The sequence below is a fragment of the Peribacillus sp. B2I2 genome (genome assembly GCF_041261685.1).
Lineage (GTDB): Bacteria > Bacillota > Bacilli > Bacillales > DSM-1321 > Peribacillus.
Map to the genome: position 1 here is coordinate 3,309,582 of NZ_JBGCCB010000001.1, position 17,163 is coordinate 3,326,744.

Genomic DNA, 17,163 nt, shown 5'->3' on the forward strand with positions numbered 1-17,163 from the left:
CCTATCAATCTATTTTTTCAACTTTTACGAAATCAAAGTACTGTTTAAATTTGTTTATATTAATAAAACCGGTTACGGCTTCCATGGTATTTAACATTCCTGTGGTCATAGCCGTTTTCAGTACAGACTCCACCGTTTGATTTCGGTTCAGTGCCACAGCTAACCCAGCAACGGTCGCATCTCCGGACCCTACAGGATTGACCACATCTATTTTTGGAATCGTAACCTGATAATAATCGTCCCCATGCCTGACAAAGGCACCTTTATCACCCATAGACACGACAATCCACTCAATACCCTTAAAAATCTCATGGTTTAACATTTGTTTCAAATCGATGATTCCAACTTCAGCATTGAAGCCCAACAGTTGAGACAATTCCGCAGTATTCGGCTTGATGGCTAATGGTTTTTTCTCATGTAACAAGACTTGTTTTAACGATTCCCCTGACGAATCAACTATCACGGGCTTTCCCTTATTACGACTGATTTCAACCATTTTACGGTAATAGTGAGTTGGTAACCCTTTCGGTAAACTTCCTGAAATCGTAACAAGTGAAGCGGTTGTAAGCAGGCATTCGAATTTTTCTAAAAAAGCTGTCCCTTCTTCTTTGGATAACGTCGGTCCAGATTCTAAAATCTCTGTTTGCATACCCTCATGAATAATGGCGATACAATTTCTTGATTCATTTTCGATTCTCAAAAAGTCATTGGTAATATTACTTTTATTTAATTCCTGAACAATGTAATCACCAATCGTTCCGCCTAACACACCTGTCGACAAGACCTCTTCTTCCATCTGTGCGATCACTCGGGCAACATTCAAGCCTTTTCCACCAGCCGTTTTTCTTACCGTTTCTACCCGGTTGACATCGTCAAACTTGAATCGATCAACCGGATAAGAAATATCGACCGATGGGTTCATTGTTACAGCTAAAATCATCGTTAATCACTCTTTCTGGTTGTTGTTTAGATTTGATAACGACAAACACCATTCATGTAAGTCACGATCAAATCAAGCTCAGGATTAAACACAATAAAGTCAGCAATTTTCCCACATTCATTATCGAACTGAACACTCTTAGCAAGTGCAGTACATGCTTTATAAATGGTTTCTGCCGCAGTGGCAATACCTCATTGCTGATCCACCGGGTCTATTTTCTTAATAAATATCGAATACTCAATCTTTAATTTCCAGAAAACCAGGACCTACCACCTTTTCCTCAAGAAAAAACTTATCTGCAAAAATAAATGTTGACATGCTTCTTTCCCCTTATTCTATAAAACTACTTAAGCGTTCAAGTACATTCTATTTACTCATATTCGTATACGGTTACGCCTTTAACTACACGATTTACCGTTCCTGTCGGTGAAGGTGTATCCGGTGTATTACCGACTTTTACGGAAGCTAGTAGTGAGACTGTTTGCCCAATCATGACAAAAGGTAATGCCAGGTAAACATCCGGTACGGATTGAGCATCTCTGCCGAATAAAAACGTGTTCCCAACAAACCTGGTTTTGCCATCGACTTCAATCGCACAAATGTAGTTGGCAATGTTATCCCGCTGCAATTCATTTAACATATCCAAATCATATTGACGTGTATAAGGATGATTGGAAACAAAAACAAAAACCAACGTTTTTTCATTGACAAATGATTTAGGCCCGTGTCGGAATCCTAATGGCGAATCAAATGCGGTAACAATTTTTCCCGCTGTTAGCTCTAATATTTTTAACTGCGATTCTCTCGCTAAGCCTTCTAAACTTCCTGAGCCCAAATAAATGATCCGGTCAAAATCACGATTGATGATTTTTTGGATATCCTCTTCTCTACGAATAACACCTTCACCCATTTGGCGAATCGTTTGGACAATTGACCCTTTTTCATCCAATGGCAGCGGATCAAAAACGAGTAATGTTGTTAGTGTCATGCAAGAGTAACTTCCGGTCATGGCAAATCCTTGATCATTGGCTCTTTCAGGCATCAATAATAAAAGATTGTGTTCATCACCTTTTGCCCTTTTCGCTAACTCGCCATCATTTGCACAAGTAATCGTTAACTGGTAGAAGTTCGTTACGATTTGTTCAGCTAATTCTATGGCAGCCACACTTTCGGGGCTATTGCCGCTTCGAGCAAATGAAACCAACAAGGTTGGGAAATTTACATTTAAAAATTCATAGGGGTTTGACACCAAATTGGTAGTCGGAACACTCAGCAATTCCCATTTTTTTTCATCCACTTTTCCTTTTAAATAAGGTGTGACAGTATCACCGACATAGGCAGAAGTACCGGCACCTGTAAAAATGACACGAATTCGTTCATGTTGTTCAGCCAGTTTTTGTAAAAACGCTTGAATCTCTACGTGTTTCTTTGTATACAATAAATAGGTTTCATCCCATAAAACAGGTTGCTGCTTGATTTCCTCTGTTGTAATCGATGCACCTAACGATTCTAATTTTTCTTTATCAAGTGAAAACATCTCCAACACTTCTCCTTTTTTATAATCTCTCGAATACTCTTAATCCTGCACCAACGACGCCATTATCTTGCTTCAATGTGCTGATGCTCATTTGGCCTAAAATATGTTGTTGTTCAGGTAGCTGGTAGCTTTTTAGCTTTTCTTTCATTAACTTAAGCAGAAAAGGGTTGTTTACGATGACACTGCCTCCGAAAACCATTTTATGTGGATCCATTAAACAGGAAATCGTATAAAGTCCTTGAGCTAAGTTGTCAGTCACTTCTTCAATGATGGGTAGATATCCACAAGTCCCATTTGCATAGCCTGCAAAGACTTCTTTAGTGGAAATTTTTTCAACTTTCAAAGCCTTTTCCGCCAACTTTTCGATGGCAGGTCCAGCAGCCACTTTTTCCAATCGCTTAATTCCCTTATGGTCTGCCTTCGAAAGTATCGGTATCAACCCAAGTTCCCCGGCGAATCCGGCCCCCCTGAAAAATGAACCATTTTGAATGATGGAACAGGAGATTCCGGTACTAATAGTCACATATACAAATGTCTCGTTCCGCTTTACCTGAGCTGTCTTCCACTCGGCAAATGCCGCCATATAGACATCATTGTCAATACAAATCTGTTCGAGTCCGAATTGCTCCCGTAAACGGGCAGTGATGGGGAACTGTTTCCAAGGTAAATTATTTTGAAAAATAGCTATGCCATTTTCACAATCAACTTTACCTGGTACACCCACACCGATGCCCTCTATGTCAGCTAGGGAAAAAGATGATTTTTCAAGAACTTGTTCCACTGCTTCTAATACTCTGGCAAACATATTTTCCCGATCTAAAGGATCACTTTTTACATCCACGCGCTTTAGCAATTCTCCCGATTCCGTAATGATACCCGCTGCAATTTTTGTCCCTCCAATGTCAATGCCGATTGCCTTTTTCATTTTCTTGCACCTCTTATTCCTATCCATCGTCTACTTTTTGAACAAGCGATTCCGAACACTTCATAAACTTTTCCCCACTTCCACAAATAGTCAATTCCTTCAGACTTTTTATATCCTCTTTATATAGTTGGGTTGTTGGTACAAGTTTACTTTTAATAAAAACTCATAGCCAAAATACTATGAGTTTTTAAAATGTAAATTCAGTATAAAAGTGTCTAAAATATGCCTGCCTTCCAAAAACCATACTTACAATCTATACTTATTTATTTTACATCATCAATACTTGTTGGGTCAACCCAACAAGTATTGATGTCCTAGAATTAATTTTAGATGTAAGTACCATATTGAATCCTGTATATTTTTTTGTTTATTTTCCGCCGGTTACTGCAATTCCTTCAATAAATTGTTTTTGCAAGAAGATAAATAAAATCAGCATTGGCAGTATTGCTAAAAAGGAGCCTGCCATAAGTATAGGATAGTTTGTTAAATATTGACCTTGGAGCGATGACAATCCGACAGAAAGTGTCATGGCTTCAGGAGAACTATTTACAATCATTGGCCACATCAATTCATTCCAGCTCCAAAGAGTAGTGAAAATACCCAAAGCAATCAAACCCGGCTTAGCGAGGGGAAGCATTATTTTCCAGTAAATTTGGAAATGGTTACAGCCATCTAGTCTGGCTGCCTCTTCTAGTTCTTTTGGAAGCCCCATAAAGAATTGCCTTAGCAGGAACGTACCGAATGCACTAAACAGACCTGGTACTATTACCGCCTGTAATGTGTTTAACCAGCCAAGTTCCACCATAATCATATATTGCGGGAGTAAAAACACTTGCCCTGGTACCATTAATACCGATAAAGCTAACATAAACAGAATATTCCTGCCTGGAAATTCAATTCGAGCGAATGCATAGGCGGCTAACGAACACAAAAATAGTTGCCCTGCTGTCCGGATGACCGTAATTATAAAGGTATTAAACATAAATTTGAAAAAAGGCAGAAGTCCAAAAACCTCTATATAGTTCCCCCATTGGAAATCCTTCGGAATTATAACAGGTGGAACATGAATAGACTCAGCATAAGTTTTTAATGAGGTTAAGATCATCCATAAAAAAGGCATGACCATGGCCATAGATCCAACAATAAGTACGAAATGGATAAGGAATGTCTTACTTGTTACAAACTGTCTCGTTCTTTCCAATGGTTCTCCCTCCTTTAGTCATAATGAACCCATTTTTTCTGTAAAACCATTTGAATTGCAGTAATAATCAGGATTACTATTAATAGTAGAACAGCAATTGCTGCTGCATATCCCTTATCGTTTAAAACGAAAGCGTGCTGATAGAATAAGTAAACAACCGATTGTGTGCTTTCCAAGGCTGTACTACTTTTTCCAATCATCATGAATATTAAATCGAACACTTGAAAAGCTCCAATTAGAGAAGTGATGCTTACAAAGAAAATAACAGGAGAGAGCAGTGGCAGTGTAATTTTAAAGAACACACTGATTGGACCTGCTCCATCCATTTCCGCTGCTTCATAATAGGACTTTGGAATTCCTTGTAGTCCGGAAAGGAAAATAACCATGTTATAACCAATTCCACTCCAGATTGCTACCACAATAATCGAATATAAGGCAATTTTCGGATCACTTACCCACTGTGGGCCCTTGATCCCAAATAAAGACAAAAGATAGTTTAACAATCCGTAATCAGAATTATAAAGCCATTTCCAAACCATTGCGATGGCAGCAGGCATAGTAATTACGGGTAAGAAATATAATGTGCGATAAACGGATGTCCCTTTAATTTTTTGGTTTAGGAGTACCGCTATTAGAATAGAGAAGATAATTCCAATTGGGACAGTGATAATAATATAAATCCCCGTATTCTTAAACGATTTCAAAAGGTTAGTATCCTCGAGCATCCGTTTATAGTTATCTAACCCCGTCCACTCATAATGACCAAATGCTCCCCACTCGGTGAAACTAAAGTAAAAGGTCTGAAAGATAGGCCACAGGTAAAAAATGAACAAACCTAACATGGTAGGAGCAATCATGAGATAAGCCCAAAAGAAGTCTGAACTTTTCCTTGTCTTCATTAAGTTAGAAACCTTAAGTTTTGTATTCGTTTTCACTTCAACCTGTAGAGGGTGCTCCTTCACTGTATTCACTCCTTTTAAGGAAAGAAGAGAAGAATGATCTTCTCTTCTTCATTTTTTCTATTTCTTAGATAGCGCCTCATTTGCCTTTTCTGTTAACTCTTTTACAGCGTCTTCTACACTTTCTTCTTCGCTCCAAACCTTTTTAAGAACGTCCGTTTCGTACTGCCAAATTTCTCCTGTTCTTATCACACTTGGCAGTGGAACGGAATAATCGACACCATCAATAAAGGCTTGAAGATTTATATTTGGAACGGCTTGTATCCAAGCATCTTGTGTATCATTATAGGCTGGAATAACCGTCCCTGTTTTCGCAAATATATCTGCTGCTTCTTTAGAGCCAAGGAACTGGACGAACTTCCATGAAGCATCTTTATGCTTTGTGTTAGCCGCAATAACATTGGCTAGCCCATGAATAGCAACCGCGCGCTGTTTTCCTTTTGGTACTACAGCAACATTTATATCAGGATTATTCTTATACTCTTGTACCATCCAAGGGCCATCAAACATCATCGCTACTTTTCCTGAAGAGAATAATTCAGAAGCGGCTGTTTCTGTCATTTGAGCTTGTGTTGGAGATAATCCATCCTTAATGAAACTAATATTATACTTAAGTGCATCAATGGCCTCCGGTTGATCAAAACCTACGGACTTACCATCGTCAGAAATAATATAACCGCCATTTTGCCAGATAAAATCATAATAGCCACCTTGGTTGCCCATTAATGCAGCATAGCCCCAAATACCTTTGTCTTTATCTGTCAGTTTTTTAGCGACTTCCTTTAACTTATTCCAATCCCAAGTATCATCTGGATATGGCACACCTGCTTCATCAAAGATTTTTTTGTTATACCATAAGCCCGTTGTATCAAAGTCTTTTGGAATACCGAATATTTCTCCTTTAACAGTATAAAGATCAATTAAAGATTTCGGATAATTATCTAAGCCATAGTTTTCTTTTTTTGCAAGGTCAGTAAGTGGGAGGATTACCTTTCCTTCTGCATATTTCTCAACATGGGCACCATTCATCCACATAACATCTGGCAACGCCGCTCCAGTTGCAGCAGTTTCAAGTTTTTGAAAATACTGGCCATAAGGAGTAATCTCCGTTTTCACTTTAATGTTCGGATATTTTTCGTTAAATAATTTGATAACTTCATCTATGGCAGTGACTTGCTTCTTATCCCAAAATCCATAAGTAATTTCAACTTTTCCGTCCCCTGATGCAGTGTCATCATTACTACATCCGGCTAATCCAATTAATCCTAAAATTGCAGTTAAAAGCATTATTAGCCATTTTTTCATCATGTTACCTTCTTTCAAATAAAATTTAGTAGATTTCTAACAAAATACTCCTAGAACACGAATGGTTTTGTGACAAATATCCCCATGATAGCCCTTACATTTATTTCAACCATTAAAACTTTTACTACTGCATAACTGCGAAATAAGTACGAATGCTGAATTGTATAGGGCTTACCACCTCCACTAAATAAAATAGTCTCGGGAAATAAAACCAGAATGTGAACAAACTTTCTTTATATTGAATTTACACTCCAAAGAAAATGGGAGATGGTACTTTTCTCTTAATATAGGGAAACTACTTACCGCTTGGTTTTTCTTTTAAACTATTATAATAATCGTCAATATTAATGGATTGACCCTGTTTTAACCTTGACTCTTCAGCAGCAAATGCCATTAGGTGACTTCTTACTGAAGCAAGTGCGGAAGAAACGCTATCTAGTTTATTTCCATTTTGAATTTCTCTCAAGAAAGTTCTAATGATGCTGTTATCTCCTCCACCATGTCCACCAATGGGATTGTCAAATTTTATTACCGTTTCATGCTTGCTGAGAAAATTAAAGATTGAAATACTATTTTCCTCCATATTTCCACGTATTTCTCCTTTGGTTCCCATTATTTGAACAATACGTGTTTGCTCCTTTGTGAATCCGCACATACTAAACGTCGCTGTTGCTCCACCCTCAAATTCCATATTTACAACTTGATGATCCACCACATTATTATCTGAGCGATATACGCATTTTCCAAATGGAGTTTCATTTAACGCTTTTATTATCCCTTCATTTGTAAAGTCTTCCGTAAATTTCCTTGCCCATCCTTTTCCTTCACCAAGATAATACCTACCCGCATGAAATGGACATTCATGTTCAACAGGACAGCCATCTAAACATCTCTTCGGCGCTCCAATTGGTGCATTATCTTCCTTAAAGTGCATAAGCGAACCATATGAACTAATACGCTTACACTCCTTGTCTATCACAAAAGAAATAATATCCATATCATGACATGATTTTTGCAGAATCATTGGACTTGTTCTTTCTTTATTATTCCAATTTCCACGTACAAAGCTATGCGACATATGCATCACTTCTACATTTTCATTTAATTGCAGCGATACTACCTCTCCAATTTCCCCTGAGGAAATAACCTTTTTAATCGTTGCCCAAAATTCTGTATACCTCAATACATGGCATATTGTAAGATGTCTATTATACTTTTGGGCTGCTTGTTCCATCGCTATGCATTCGATTGGATCTGGGGACATAGGCTTTTCCAACAGAACATGATAACCCAGTTCCAATGCTTTCATGGTCGGTTTAAAGTGATTGCGATCAAGTGTACATATAATAGCTATATCTGCAATCTTTCTTCCTAGATTGAATACATCTTCCCACGACTCATAACAATTTTCATTGGAAACATTATGTTCTTGTTGAAATTTAGTTCTTCTTTCTTTATTCGGCTCAGCCACACCTGTGATCTTTAATTCATTAGGATAATCTAAGGCATAAGGCGCATAAGCTCTTACCCCTCTGTCACCTGCCCCGATAATTATTGCTGTCATTTGTTTCATGGTATACTCTCCTATCTTCCATTTTCCCGATCGTTTTCCTGATTTATTCCAAACGTTTTCCAACAAATTTCAAAAAAAGAACCGCTTAGGTTCGTTTTATGTTAGATGATTCCCGAAGGACTAATTCAAATGGCAATATGATTTTTATCGGAAGTTTAATCTTCCCTTCTACCATTTCCATAATAGTTTTAGCTGCAATTCTTCCCATTTCATATTTAGGTATTTCTACCGTCGAAAGCTGTGGAGACGAATATTTACCCATTTCAATATTATCAACCCCAAAGAAAGCGATATCCTCTGGAATTCTAAGGTTATTTTCTCTGACAGCTCTCATAGCAGGGATGGCCATCAAGTCACTCGCACAAACCATTGCTGTTGGTAAATGCAATGGATCTCTTTTAATCAAACTTTTCATTTTCTCATAGCTATTTTCCATTTTCCACTGTGTATTCATTACCCATTCAGATTGGATGGCTAACCCGGCTTCATCCATGGCATGTTGAAAACCTTTATAACGATGTTCAGCATACAAATTTTCAAAAGTTTCATTAACACCTCCACCAATAAAACCTATATCCTGGTGACCTTGCTTAACTAAATACTGAACCACCATTTTAATAGATTCCTCGCGGTCGTAGTCTACGATTGCTATATTTTTATCTGTATAAAAAAAGTCCAATCCTACTAGCGGTATATTTTGTTGAATATATTCGATAATGCTGTCATTAATCTTATCGATAAGAAGCAGTCCTTCAATCCCCGAATCATGTATAGTCTTTAGAAGTAGCGTCTCGTTTTCAAGTTCATCCCTGGTAATACTAATCAAGTTGTAATCATGATCTGTTAACACATCACGAATACCTGTATAAATATTTGCAAAGTAAGGGTTAATTTCCGCTTGTTTTGGATTGGCTACCCATCCAATTTTCATTGTTCTTATGTTATTCTTCCCTTGCTTGTTAGCAACTAAATTTCGTGCATGCTGATTTGGTATATACCCTAACTCCTTAACAGCCTCCCAAATTTTTGCTTTTGTTTCCTGGTTAACATTTCGTGTCTGATCATTTTGAATGACTCTCGAAACAGTAGAAATAGAAACACCTACACGTTCTGCAATATCCTTTAATCTTATCACTAATAAAACACCTCTTAATTATGTACTTAAGCGCTTTCTTATAAAGGATAACAAAAAATTTTTATCCTTTATAAGAAAAACTTTTTGAATGTTTGTAATGTTTTTAAGAGTAGTTTTATTTCGTTCCCCTTAATGGTTAATGGTTGTAGGTACAAGATGGATTAAAAAAAGGTTCCAAAAAACTATTTTTATCGACTTCAGCTTATAGTTGACAGAAAATTATGACTAATATAAATATATACCCCTTCCATTAACCTGTCAACCCAACAACTTAAATTAATAAAAAAAATTCGATTCCTTTATATTATAATGTTCTAGTATCTCTTTTCTTTCATGTTAGTGGGTTTTTGGTCTAAGTTGAATATAAAAAACTCATAGACACAATGCTATGAGTGCAAACTTTATGTTAGTTCCGTGTAAAAGCGGCAGCGATCGCCTCGTACAATGGATATACAAAATTCAACAGGCATTCCATTGATATCATAGGCTGTCCGTTCAAGCAACAGTGCCGGACGGCCTTCTTCTGTTTGAAGGTACTCACTTTCTTCAGCACGAATGAGGACGGGTTCAAATGCCTCTTTTGCCCTGGTTACTACGATATTAAATTGTTGTGAAAATAAATCATATAATGAAATTTCGCCAACTTTTTTAAGTTGCTCCGTATCTGAAACCACGTTTTTCGGGATGAAAGATGATTCCAAAATATACGGCTCATCGTTGGCACAACGAAGGCGTTTCATTTCAATGACATTCTCATCTTCTCCAAGCAGCAGCGCTTCCCGGATTTTTGCCGTTGATTTAACTTCCTCTATTTTTAGAATGATATCTTTAGGGTTCATTCCTTTTTCTTTTAATACTTTGCTAAAGCTGTAAAACCCCATCAATGACTGTTGCAATTTTGGTTTTGCCACGAAGGTACCTTTTCCTTGAATTCGGTAAAGGATGCCTTCCTGTACTAGCTCCTCAATTGCCTTTTTTGCTGTGTTCCGGCTCACACCGAATTGGTCCATTAATTGATTTTCAGATGGGATTTTGTCACCATGCGTCCAATTCCCCTTTTCAATAGAACCCCTCAGCCTCTCCATTAATTGGTGATAAAGTGGAATTACACTTTCGTGCTGCAGTGGTTTCATTATAATAAGCCTACCTTCCATCCATACTAACATTTCTATAACAAATTATATCATCGACACTTATAGTGTCAACCCAACAAGTACAGTTGGCTTAGGAATTATTGTTAGTAGTTGGGTTAGCAGATTGCAGCCTCATTATATTTATTTTCCTATTAGTTTTGGTGAAGTTTTATAGGAATAGCAAGTAGTACATTTTATTGTTATCTTGGGTTATTGGCATTGTTGCTATGATTGCTGTTCTTTCTACAATTTCTCTCTTGATTTCAATTCGTTTAGGAACGATTACAAAAGATAAAATTAGTTTCCCATCTTGAAATTAAATAAAATGAAATGCCTATTGGCCCTTTTTTAACTGCCTGCCCCTTTAGTAACATAATAAAAAAGGTTGCATCAGCAACCTCCCTTTGAAGTAAGCCCTCTCTTTCATTAAATAGATGAAGCCGGTCTTCTATTTCCCCCCTAAGTTCGCCTCTTTTCCCGGGTGTAATACTTGTACCTTGTCTCCTATTTCAATGGACAATAAATCCTCGCCTACTACAACTGTTCCTTCATATGTTTCTTTTGTTCTTCCGGGCAAATCAGCATTTTCTTCTGTTAACCCACCCAATAATACAATATGTGAGTACACAGCGAGCTTTGGCTGTATTTGGCTAAAGACTTTACCTGCTTCCTCAGGTGTGGTATGAAGATCAAGTATATTGGATATTGCTTCTGATTCATTATCAGGTCTTGCGGCTGCAACCTCATGAATGACTACGTCAGCACCTTTAGCATATTGAATGAGATTTTCATTATAACGGGTGTCACCTGAGATGACTACTGAATGTCCTTTGTAATTAACCCGATAACCGAAAGCAGGTTCAATTGATTTATGGTCAACCTTGAAGGCTATCACCTCAATTCCCTTTTGTTTATACACAACACCTTCCTTGATATCATTTGTAACGATACTTGCTCCTTCATCGTTTCCATTCCCAGAGGAATCCCTTGCATCCAAATCGGCTTTAAATGCTTTATTCATATGTAACATCATTTTCTCTGTTCCCTTAGGTCCCCAAATGTTAAATGCTTGCGCTCTTTTCCCTCCTGTTGGCAAAGAGCCAGTAAGCCATACGTCTGGGATGCCAACCGTATGATCCGAATGCAAATGAGTAAGGAATAACTTGTCAACACTTCCTGGTAACATATTCGCTTTATATAATTGTAAAGCGGTTCCACGTCCTGCATCAAAGAGTAGTTTTTCATTACCAACTTCGACAAGGGTTGCAGGACCGGAGCGAGCTGTACTTAAAATAGGAGAACCTGTTCCTAATAGAGTTACTTTAAAATCCGTTTGCTCTCCAGCTGACCGGCCAATAGAAGGAAGTAATATTGATAATGGTAGAATTATTGAAACTACCAACAAAAAACTGATAGAGGTATTCCTTATTCTTTTCTTCATAGCAAATCCTCCTATTAGATTATTTGACTTTACTCATGGAAAATCAATCCCAGACCTCCTTCTAACTATTTGTTTTCAATAAAAAACAATGTTTTATTACTGAACTCTGCAAACTAAATGCTACAACATTCTTAATATTCAGTCAATATAATCCATAGTGATTTTGGATTTAAAACATGTATGCTCTTTTAACCTATCATTCAGAACTAGAAGAATGATTAATTACAGGTCTCTGTTCGTTAAAGAAGCTGAAAATAATATTGATTTTATTTTGGTTCAATTGTTCATACTAAATAAAAATACTGTTAAAGAAGGAGTTTATATGCCTAATCAAAAAAATAGTAACCCTAACACAGCCCAACATAAAAACCAGGTTAGTCGTTTAAATAAAGAAAAGGATACATTCGATATACTTAACCAAGAAATGGAAGTGGATACAGATGTCAATGAAGATCCAAATCGGGAAAAGTTATTAGATGAATCAGTTGATGCTTTTCTACAATCGAAAGAAGAACAGCCATATTAGAAATCAAAAAAAGTGATACATAATTAAACTGGAAGACAAGATAAAGTCATTTCTCACCAATGGAAATCAGATCATTCTACCAAGTGACATTTTCAAAAGGGCCACTCCTGAAGCTATTGGGGGCCCTTTTGTATTAGTCTTGTAACTCTTATTTCCTGACTTTCACCTAGCTCACGAGACGAGAAAACTTTTCATCGACACAATCCTGTTCTATTTTTAAATGGTAGGTTAGATTTTATAAACATTATTATCTAAAAAAAGATTGGCAGTTCCTTCTTGGAGGACCGCCAGAAAACGCGAATTTACACGTTAAGGATGTTCTCTATTAAAAATCCCAATCTTTCAATGATATAAATCAAAAATTGGAATTTTATTAATATAATTTGCTGATTCATTCTTTATAGAAAAGTTTGTTCGTTTTATGATGTCATATTGCACTAAAGCTCTCATTTGTTGAAAAAGACGATATAATGTTTAGTGTAATATTTGTATTCGCAAAAGGAGGTTCTTTCTTATGAATATTTTGGTTTTAGGTGCAACTGGACGTGTTGGGAGTCAATTAGTTACTTATGCCCTTCATGATAGACATAACGTTGCTGTATTAGTTCGCACTCCAGAGAAGATTGAAATAAATAATGAAAATTTAACGATTATCAAAGGTAATGTTTTAAATAAAGATGATATCGTCCGCGCAATGCAAGGGATTGATGTTGTTATTAGTGCACTGAATACTGATGGGACAACCACATTATCAGCAAGTATGCCACTAATTATCAAAGCGATGGAAGACGAAGATATACAACGAATTATAACTATTGGAACTGCAGGTATCCTGCAAAGTAGAACCACCCCAAATTCACTGCGTTATCTGTCAAGTGAATCAAAGCGTAAATCTACCCGTGCAGCAAAAGAACATCATAAAGTATACGATATGCTTAAACAATCAACACTAGTATGGACTATTGTCTGTCCTACGTATTTGCCTGATGGAGAAAGTGTAGGTAAATATCGTGTAGAAGGTAATTTTTTGCCGGAGGGTGGAGTTGAAATATCTGTGCCGGATACTGCAGAATTTACATTTAGCCAAATAAAAAGTAGCGATTATATAAAATCACGTGTAGGTATCGCCTACTAATAATAGTCTTTTACTACTTGCTTATTGAACTAACCCGTTTATTGAAGAAGCAACGAAGACTCAAGGGAATTGAAGTGACAAAGAAGAAGGGCATGAAATTCTGTCGACGCAATAAGAGATTAATGCAAATTATATTCGGGTGAACGATAAGTGGAAATCTGTATTGATCACTGCGTCGTCTTTTCTTCAATGCTATATTCCCCCTCCAAAAATAGCTACATTCTGCCGGTTAGGAACAAGCGCTTGCCCGTTCCATTTCAATATGGTCTGTACAAACCCTAGTGAGTCGGCATTGTACCTCCCTGCTATTCTCTGATAGGCTTCGAGCTCATATATGCCGTCCCTATTAAAATCAACCGGATACAAACCAGATAAAGGATTGACCCATCCTTCTATCGGCGCCTTCAAAACACCATTCTGGTTATAAATTTCAGATAAATATTCCTTCCCCTTATAAGTTAGGTCAAGAATGTACTTTTCATTTAGATAATGACTGTTCACCTTTGCTTTGTATTGATTTTCATAAGCCACATCATACTTATAGTTTTCATTGAATGCATCGGAATCAAAAATCGGCGTGAGTTTACCATTAGAATAAGAAAATACATACGCATAAATAGTACCAGCGCTGCCACCTGTATCAATGACCACTAAAATATCATCCCTCTTGTTACCTGTAAAATCACCAAGCATAAGGGTTGGATTGTATCCTCCGTTATTTTTCAAAGGAACTTGTTCATATTGATTTGTACTCCCATTCCGGATGACTAAAGTTAGGTTTTTCCAAAATGGACTATCGGGGGTTTTATTTGCGGTAAGAAAAACATTGTCCTTTTCACCGTCCCCGTCAATATCGCCTTGCTTTGAAGTTACAATGGTTGATCTGTTCTGATTCATTTCTCTTGAAAGAACAGATTGGAGGCTCACTTGCATTTCTAGCAGTTCCTGTTTTGAAGGATATGGATTTCGGAACGACAAGGCGTTATCAATCGTTTGCAGTGCTTCGTTGGTTAATCCGGCTCTAATCTGAGTCTCAGCCAAACAATACCAATAATAAGGGTCATTCGTTTCTCGTATTTTTGTGGAATAGTAATGAAGCTCTTTTCTGATATCATACGTATCCATCTTCATCCCACCTGCCTTTTTATTCTCAATATAGAATTATATGCAGGAATTTGGGGAATAGCCGTATCTGCAAAACTTGAGTTGGGTAATATGAATTTTCCAAAAAAAATAAAGGAGAATGCAAATTAGACATGTCTCATTTGCATTCTCCTTTTGATTCAATTAAAGCGTCCGATTTTTCTACATTATCGCATTGCATAATACCATTCTATAAGCTAATCCGCTTGCTTATATTTATTAAATTTGCTAATATAACTGACGAACGTTCGTTAAATTTGAGGTGATATTATTGAAAAGCAATGAAATTAAAGAAGCCGCTCTAAAGTATTTCACGATTCATGGTTATGAAGGAGCATCCCTTTCTCTGATAGCTGAAGAAGTCGGCATGAAAAAACAATCCATTTACGCCCATTTTAAAGGAAAAGATGATCTTTTTCTAAACGTTTTACGTGATGCGAAAGAGACTGAGCTATCTTCGAAACTCCAATATTTCAGTAAAGTTGATTCAAAAAATCCTGAAAAAGATTTATACGGATTTCTACAATTGATCATCGATCTTTTCCAAAAAAATGAGCATTTAAAATTTTGGCTGCGTATGTCCTTTTTTCCGCCAGCCCATCTTGAAAAAGCTATCGTAGAAGAAGTCATGGATATCGAGGAAAAGGTACAGGCGATACTGGAAAGAAAATTCCAAGATTGGATCAATGCTAAATTACTCGTCGGAGATGCAGCAATAACGCCGACCTATGCTTTTTTGGGAGTAGTCGATTCCATTATGCTGGAGCTTGTATACGGCAATGATGAGAAACGGCTGAAGGACAAATTAGCAGCCTCTTGGAAAGTATTTTGGAGAGGAATTTCACAAAAATGATTTACATAGAAAGAGGTGTTAATACATGAATAAACCAATTAAAGAACAAAAGATGGTATTAATTATTCTTCTAAGCAATATATTCATTGCCTTTCTGGGAATTGGACTCATTATCCCCGTTATGCCATCTTTTATGAATATCATGCATTTATCAGGAAGTACGATGGGCTTTCTTGTTGCCGTATTTGCGGTATCACAACTTGTTATGTCACCATTCGCAGGCCGTTGGGTTGACCGTTATGGCAGAAAGAAAATCATCATTATCGGATTATTCCTTTTTGGTGTTTCAGAACTTATCTTTGGTGTAGGCACGAACGTATCCGTCTTTTATATATCAAGGATCCTAGGGGGAATTAGTGCCGCCTTTATTATGCCGGGTGTTACTGCATATGTTGCAGATATTACATCAGTACAAGAAAGGCCAAAAGCAATGGGCTATATTTCAGCCGCCATTAGCTTGGGCTTTATTATAGGACCTGGTATCGGTGGCTTTATTGCAGAATATGGTATACGCTTGCCCTTCTTCCTTGCGGCAGCCATTGCTTTTTTAGCATGCATTACATCCATATTCATTTTAAAAGAGCCTATGACAAAGGAACAGCTTGCAGAAGTTTCTGCTAATACTAAGCAAACAAACTTTTTTGGAGATATAAAAAGATCACTTAATCCGCTTTACTTTATTGCGTTTATCATTGTATTTGTACTCGCTTTTGGTTTATCAGCCTATGAAACTGTTTTTAGCCTATTTTCTGATCATAAATTCGGCTTCACGCCGAAGGATATTGCAACCATCATTACAATAAGCTCAATCTTCGGAGTTGTTGTGCAAGTATTCATGTTTGGAAAACTGGTAGATATCCTCGGTGAAAAGAAGCTGATCCAATTATGTTTAATCATCGGTGCAATATTTGCAGTGGCGTCCATTTTAATCTCCAGCTATTTGGCAGTACTTGTAGTAACTTGCTTCATCTTCCTTGCATTTGACTTGCTTCGTCCGGCATTGACGACATTTTTATCAAAGGCTGCCGGAAAAGAGCAAGGGTTTGTAGCTGGAATGAACTCAACCTATACGAGCTTAGGGAATATCGTCGGACCAGCAATGGGAGGAATACTATTTGACGTAAACATCCACTATCCTTATCTTTTCGCTGCTGTCATTATCGTCATTGGCCTAGGTATTACAGTCATTTGGAAAGAAGACCGATTGGCAGCAAGCTTAGCGGAATAATTTGAAAAGCACGAGGCAGATTGTTCCGAATATGATTTTTTTCAAAGTAGCTTCCTTTTTGAGCTGGAAAACTCTTAAACTTGAAAAGTAATATTATACTTTTATCTTTGAACAAAGATCCCTTGTCCA

Annotated in this window: 15 protein-coding genes; 4 read left to right on the forward strand and 11 right to left on the reverse strand. The window is 37.1% G+C overall.

Annotation, left to right across the window (positions count from 1 at the left end; genetic code table 11):
- Positions 1-4: 4 nt before the first annotated feature.
- The 10 genes from lacC to ABIE66_RS16350 all read right to left on the reverse strand — a co-directional run bounded on the left by lacC (position 5) and on the right by ABIE66_RS16350 (position 12,149).
- Positions 5-940: a tagatose-6-phosphate kinase gene (gene lacC / locus ABIE66_RS16305; protein WP_370015502.1), complete on the reverse strand. Its 936-nt coding sequence runs from the start codon at positions 938-940 to the stop codon at positions 5-7.
- A gap of 370 nt (positions 941-1,310) precedes the next feature.
- On the reverse strand, positions 1,311-2,477 hold the full coding sequence (locus tag ABIE66_RS16310; RefSeq protein ID WP_370015503.1) for an SIS domain-containing protein: 1,167 nt from the start codon (positions 2,475-2,477) through the stop codon (positions 1,311-1,313).
- A 19-nt stretch (positions 2,478-2,496) separates the two neighbouring features.
- Positions 2,497-3,402, reverse strand: a complete 906-nt coding sequence (locus ABIE66_RS16315) for an ROK family protein (protein WP_370015504.1) — start codon at positions 3,400-3,402, stop codon at positions 2,497-2,499.
- A gap of 367 nt (positions 3,403-3,769) precedes the next feature.
- Complete coding sequence (locus ABIE66_RS16320; protein WP_370017063.1) at positions 3,770-4,534, reverse strand: carbohydrate ABC transporter permease; 765 nt, start codon at positions 4,532-4,534, stop codon at positions 3,770-3,772.
- A gap of 83 nt (positions 4,535-4,617) precedes the next feature.
- Positions 4,618-5,502, reverse strand: a complete 885-nt coding sequence (locus tag ABIE66_RS16325) for a carbohydrate ABC transporter permease (protein ID WP_370017064.1) — start codon at positions 5,500-5,502, stop codon at positions 4,618-4,620.
- Positions 5,503-5,622: 120 nt separating this feature from the next.
- Positions 5,623-6,867: an ABC transporter substrate-binding protein gene (locus ABIE66_RS16330; RefSeq protein WP_370015506.1), complete on the reverse strand. Its 1,245-nt coding sequence runs from the start codon at positions 6,865-6,867 to the stop codon at positions 5,623-5,625.
- A gap of 295 nt (positions 6,868-7,162) precedes the next feature.
- Positions 7,163-8,440 carry a Gfo/Idh/MocA family protein gene (locus ABIE66_RS16335; protein ID WP_370015507.1) on the reverse strand — a complete coding sequence of 426 codons (1,278 nt, stop codon included), beginning with the start codon at positions 8,438-8,440 and terminating at the stop codon, positions 7,163-7,165.
- An 85-nt stretch (positions 8,441-8,525) separates the two neighbouring features.
- Positions 8,526-9,575: a LacI family DNA-binding transcriptional regulator gene (locus ABIE66_RS16340; RefSeq protein WP_370015509.1), complete on the reverse strand. Its 1,050-nt coding sequence runs from the start codon at positions 9,573-9,575 to the stop codon at positions 8,526-8,528.
- A gap of 401 nt (positions 9,576-9,976) precedes the next feature.
- On the reverse strand, positions 9,977-10,708 hold the full coding sequence (locus ABIE66_RS16345) for a GntR family transcriptional regulator (protein ID WP_370015511.1): 732 nt from the start codon (positions 10,706-10,708) through the stop codon (positions 9,977-9,979).
- 448 nt (positions 10,709-11,156) lie between these two features.
- Entirely contained in the window at positions 11,157-12,149 is a 993-nt protein-coding gene (locus ABIE66_RS16350; protein WP_370015513.1) for an MBL fold metallo-hydrolase, read from the reverse strand.
- Positions 12,150-12,471: 322 nt separating this feature from the next.
- Between ABIE66_RS16350 and ABIE66_RS16355 the strand changes: the two genes are divergently transcribed.
- Positions 12,472-12,675: a hypothetical protein gene (locus ABIE66_RS16355; protein ID WP_370015515.1), complete on the forward strand. Its 204-nt coding sequence runs from the start codon at positions 12,472-12,474 to the stop codon at positions 12,673-12,675.
- 514 nt (positions 12,676-13,189) lie between these two features.
- A complete protein-coding gene (locus tag ABIE66_RS16360) occupies positions 13,190-13,810 on the forward strand; it encodes an NAD(P)-dependent oxidoreductase (protein WP_370015517.1) in 621 nt (206 codons plus the stop codon).
- A gap of 192 nt (positions 13,811-14,002) precedes the next feature.
- Here the strand turns inward: ABIE66_RS16360 and ABIE66_RS16365 are convergent, their stop codons facing one another.
- Positions 14,003-14,743, reverse strand: a complete 741-nt coding sequence (locus tag ABIE66_RS16365) for a VCBS repeat-containing protein (RefSeq protein ID WP_370017065.1) — start codon at positions 14,741-14,743, stop codon at positions 14,003-14,005.
- Positions 14,744-15,224: 481 nt separating this feature from the next.
- Here ABIE66_RS16365 and ABIE66_RS16370 point away from each other — a divergent pair, with 481 nt between their 5' ends.
- Both ABIE66_RS16370 and ABIE66_RS16375 read left to right on the forward strand, forming a co-directional pair.
- Positions 15,225-15,806, forward strand: a complete 582-nt coding sequence (locus ABIE66_RS16370; RefSeq protein WP_370015519.1) for a TetR/AcrR family transcriptional regulator — start codon at positions 15,225-15,227, stop codon at positions 15,804-15,806.
- A gap of 25 nt (positions 15,807-15,831) precedes the next feature.
- Positions 15,832-17,034, forward strand: a complete 1,203-nt coding sequence (locus ABIE66_RS16375) for an MFS transporter (RefSeq protein ID WP_370015521.1) — start codon at positions 15,832-15,834, stop codon at positions 17,032-17,034.
- Positions 17,035-17,163: the final 129 nt, after the last annotated feature.

Excerpts from the sequence above, each read along its gene's own strand:
- ABIE66_RS16310 (WP_370015503.1), bottom strand. The coding sequence starts at position 2,477 with ATGTTTTCACTTGATAAAGAAAAATTAGAATCGTTAGGTGCATCGATT.
- ABIE66_RS16315 (WP_370015504.1), bottom strand. The coding sequence starts at position 3,402 with ATGAAAAAGGCAATCGGCATTGACATTGGAGGGACAAAAATTGCAGCG.
- ABIE66_RS16320 (WP_370017063.1), bottom strand. The coding sequence starts at position 4,534 with ATGGCCATGGTCATGCCTTTTTTATGGATGATCTTAACCTCATTAAAA.
- ABIE66_RS16355 (WP_370015515.1), top strand. The coding sequence starts at position 12,472 with ATGCCTAATCAAAAAAATAGTAACCCTAACACAGCCCAACATAAAAAC.
- ABIE66_RS16375 (WP_370015521.1), top strand. The coding sequence starts at position 15,832 with ATGAATAAACCAATTAAAGAACAAAAGATGGTATTAATTATTCTTCTA.
- ABIE66_RS16350 (WP_370015513.1), bottom strand. The coding sequence starts at position 12,149 with ATGAAGAAAAGAATAAGGAATACCTCTATCAGTTTTTTGTTGGTAGTT.
- lacC (WP_370015502.1), bottom strand. The coding sequence starts at position 940 with ATGATTTTAGCTGTAACAATGAACCCATCGGTCGATATTTCTTATCCG.
- ABIE66_RS16335 (WP_370015507.1), bottom strand. The coding sequence starts at position 8,440 with ATGAAACAAATGACAGCAATAATTATCGGGGCAGGTGACAGAGGGGTA.
- ABIE66_RS16360 (WP_370015517.1), top strand. The coding sequence starts at position 13,190 with ATGAATATTTTGGTTTTAGGTGCAACTGGACGTGTTGGGAGTCAATTA.
- ABIE66_RS16365 (WP_370017065.1), bottom strand. The coding sequence starts at position 14,743 with ATGCAAGTGAGCCTCCAATCTGTTCTTTCAAGAGAAATGAATCAGAAC.
- ABIE66_RS16330 (WP_370015506.1), bottom strand. The coding sequence starts at position 6,867 with ATGAAAAAATGGCTAATAATGCTTTTAACTGCAATTTTAGGATTAATT.
- ABIE66_RS16325 (WP_370017064.1), bottom strand. The coding sequence starts at position 5,502 with ATGAAGACAAGGAAAAGTTCAGACTTCTTTTGGGCTTATCTCATGATT.
- ABIE66_RS16345 (WP_370015511.1), bottom strand. The coding sequence starts at position 10,708 with ATGAAACCACTGCAGCACGAAAGTGTAATTCCACTTTATCACCAATTA.